Below are 3,461 nucleotides of genomic sequence, written 5' to 3'. Positions count from 1 at the left end.
GGTCAGAACCAGTCGTCGCGCATCTCCAGCGTGGTCCGGTCGAGGCTGTCCAGCAGGTCGAACTGCGGCCCGGTGCGGGGCAGCTCGTGCCGGAAGAAGTACCGGGCGGCCTGCCGCTTGCCGGCGTGCAGGTCGGCGTCCGGGCCGTCACCGGGGCCGCCGGCTGCCTCGACGACGAGAAGCTGCTCCAGCCACATCCACGCGATCACCACGTGGCCGACCGCCTCCAGGTAGACGCTGGCGTTGGCCAGCGCCACCTCCGGATCGCCGGTGCTCCACAGTCGCCGGGTGACCAGGGCGACCCGGTCGAGGGCGGCGCCGAGCGGGGCGGCCAGCTCGGCGGCCTCGCCCCCGGCCTTCCACGCGCGGCTGGTCGTGGCCCGGACCGTCTCCACCAGCAGCGCCAGCCCGGCCCCGTCGCGCATGGTGACCTTGCGCCCCAGCAGGTCCAGCGCCTGGATGCCGTGGGTGCCCTCGTGGATCGGGTTGAGCCGGTTGTCGCGCCAGTGCTGCTCGACGTCGTAGTCGCGGGTGTAGCCGGAGCCGCCGTGCACCTGGATGGCCAGGTCGTTGGCGGCCAGGCACCACTGCGACGGCCAGCTCTTCGCGATCGGGGTGAGCACGTCCAGCAGCAGCCGCGCCCGCTCCCGGTCCGCCGCGTCCGGCGCGGTCTTCTCCTCGTCGAGCAGCCGGCCGCAGTACAGGACGAGCGCCAGGGCGCCCTCCACGTAGCTCTTCTGCGCCAGCAGCATCCGGCGCACGTCCGGGTGGGCGACGATGGGCACCTGCGGCGTGGCCGGGTCCTTGTCGGCGAGCGGTCGACCCTGTGGCCGCTGGCGGGCGTACGCGAGGGACTTGAGGTAGCCGGTGTAGCCGAGGGCGGTGGCGCCGGCACCCACCCCGACGCGCGCCTCGTTCATCATGTGGAACATCTGCGCCAGGCCCTGGTGCGGCTCGCCGACCAGGTAGCCGACCGCGCCGGGGCGCCCGCCGGGCCGGTGCACGCCCTCGCCGAAGTTGAGCAGCGTGTTGGTGGTGCCCCGGTAGCCCATCTTGTGGTTGAGGCCGACCAGCACGACGTCGTTGCGGGGGCCGAGCGCGCCGTCGTCGCCCAGCAGCACCTTCGGGACGATGAACAGCGAGATCCCCTTGACCCCGGGCGGGCCGCCGGGGATCCGGGCGAGCACCAGGTGGACGATGTTCTCCGACAGCTCGTGGTCGCCGCCGGAGATCCACATCTTGGTGCCGTGCAGCCGGTACGTCCCGTCGTCCTGCGGCTCGGCGCGGGTGGTGATGTCGGCCAGCGAGCTGCCGGCCTGCGGCTCGGACAGGCACATCGTGCCGAAGAAGCGCCCCTGCACCATCGGGCGGACCCAGGTGTCGATCTGCTCGGGGCTGCCGTGCGCCAGCAGCAGGTTGGCGTTGCCGAGGGTCAGTAACGGGTACGCCGAGGTGCCGGCGTTGGCGGCCTGGAGCCAGGCGAAGCAGGCGGCCCGTACGACGTGCGGCAGTTGCATGCCGCCGACGGACGCGTCCATGCCGGCGCCCAGCAGCCCGGTCTCGGCGAAGACGTGGAGAGCCTCCTTGACCTGCGCGATGGTGTGCACCCGGCGGCCGTCGAAGGTGGGCTCGGCGAGGTCGGCTGCCCGGTTGTGCGGGGCGAACCGCTCGACCGCGACCCGCTCGGCGAGCTCCAGCACGGCGTCGAAGGTCTCCCTGGAGTGCTCGGCGTAGCGGTGCCGCTCGGTCAGCCGGGTCACGTCCAGCCAGTCGTGCAGCAGGAAGCGCAGGTCGCGACGGGAGAGCAGGGTGGACGACACGGGTCTCCTTCCGTCGACGGGCGGGCCGTCGGCCGCGGCGCGGCCCGGCGATGCCCTCGCGCAGGTCATCCTGTCTGATCCGGCCGGCCACCGCATCACCCGACGCCCTGCCCTCGCTACCGGCGGCGGCGCGGACGGAGGCTGTCGTGATGGGCGGAGCAGGGCATCACACCGCAATCCGGACAGGTTCTTGCCATATCGATAGACAGGTCCCTATCCTCGCTGGAAAGCGCTTTCCGGGCACGGGCGACGGCATCACGACAGGCGGAACGGGCGGAGCACGATCACGGCGGCCTCGCGGCCGACGACCTCGACGGTCGAGGCCGGGCGGAACCGCCGACCCGCTCCACATCGAGAAGAAACACCCCCACAGCCGGGTCGACGAGCGACCCGTCCGGCGGCCGGCGGCCGGCGGCAGCCTCGACGGCCCCGCCGGCCGGACCACGGCACGTGGCAGCAACACCCGGCATTTCATACGAAGGTGAGGCAAGGATGAGACGACCAGTCGCACTGCGACTCCAGGTGGCACTGGCCACGACAGCCGTCGGGGCCGCGCTCGGCGTGGCGGTCCTGCCGATGCAGCAGGCGTCGGCAGCCGCCGGTGCCGCCACCGGCTATGCGACCCAGAACGGCGGCACGACCGGCGGCGCGGGCGGGCAGACGGTACGGGTCAGCACGGGCACCGGGATCCACACGGCCCTGTGCACCCGGGCCAGCAGCAGCACCCCGATCATCATCGAGGTGCAGGGGACCATCAACCACGGCAACACCGCCAAGGTGTCGGGCGACAGCTGCAACACCGCCGCCGGCGTGATCGAGCTCAAGCAGATCAGCAACGTGACGATCATCGGGGTCGGCAGCGGAGCCGTCTTCGACCAGTTGGGCATCCACATCCGCGACTCCAGCAACATCATCATCCGGAACGTGACGGTCCGGAACGTCAAGAAGTCGGGCTCGCCCACGTCCAACGGCGGTGACGCCATCGGCATGGAGAGCACCGTCCGCAACGTCTGGGTCGACCACGCCACCCTGGAGGCCTCGGGCGGGGAGTCGGAGGGGTACGACGGCCTCTTCGACATGAAGGACAACGTCCAGTACGTGACGCTGTCGTACAGCATCCTGCGCAACTCCGGCCGTGGCGGCCTCATCGGGTCCAGCGAGAGCGACCGCTCGAACGGCTTCGTCACGTTCCACCACAACCTGTACGAGAACATCGACTCCCGTACGCCCCTGCTGCGCGGCGGCATCGCGCACATCTACAACAACCACTACGTGAGCCTCCACGAGTCCGGCATCAACTCGCGGGCCGGGGCCAGGGCCAAGGTGGAGAACAACTACTTCCGGAACTCCAAGGACGTCCTGGGCACCTTCTACACCAGCGAGGCCGGCTACTGGCAGGTCGCCGGCAACGTCTTCGACAACGTGACCTGGTCCAGCCGCAGCGGCGACAACAACCCGGCCGGCCCGAACCCGGTGTCCAACACCAGCGTCAGCATCCCGTACTCCTACAGCCTGGACGGGGCCGCCTGCGTGCCGGACGTCGTCCGCCAGACGGCGGGCGCCAACACCGGCCTGCGGGAGTCGAACGGCAGCTGCTCGCCGCAGACGCCGGCACCGACGCCGACCACCCCCACCCCGGGG

Annotated in this window: 2 protein-coding genes; one reads left to right on the top strand and one right to left on the bottom strand. The window is 71.3% G+C overall.

Going from position 1 to position 3,461, the window contains the following annotated elements:
• Positions 1-2 precede the first annotated feature (2 nt).
• The gene (locus tag F6X68_RS31585; RefSeq protein ID WP_225852548.1) at positions 3-1,820 is read right to left on the bottom strand and encodes an acyl-CoA dehydrogenase; all 1,818 of its coding nucleotides are present in this window, start codon (positions 1,818-1,820) and stop codon (positions 3-5) included.
• 492 nt (positions 1,821-2,312) lie between these two features.
• On the opposite strand from F6X68_RS31585, the gene F6X68_RS31580 reads away from it, so the two are divergent.
• The coding region (locus tag F6X68_RS31580; RefSeq protein ID WP_151457668.1) for a polysaccharide lyase family 1 protein at positions 2,313-3,461 on the top strand (1,149 nt) is incomplete at its 3' end.

This window comes from Micromonospora sp. AMSO12t, from assembly GCF_008806585.1.
In the GTDB taxonomy this organism is placed as follows: Bacteria; Actinomycetota; Actinomycetes; order Mycobacteriales; family Micromonosporaceae; genus Micromonospora; species Micromonospora reichwaldensis.
Note: the sequence above shows the minus strand (reverse complement) of the source record. Positions and strands in the feature narration are given on the sequence as shown.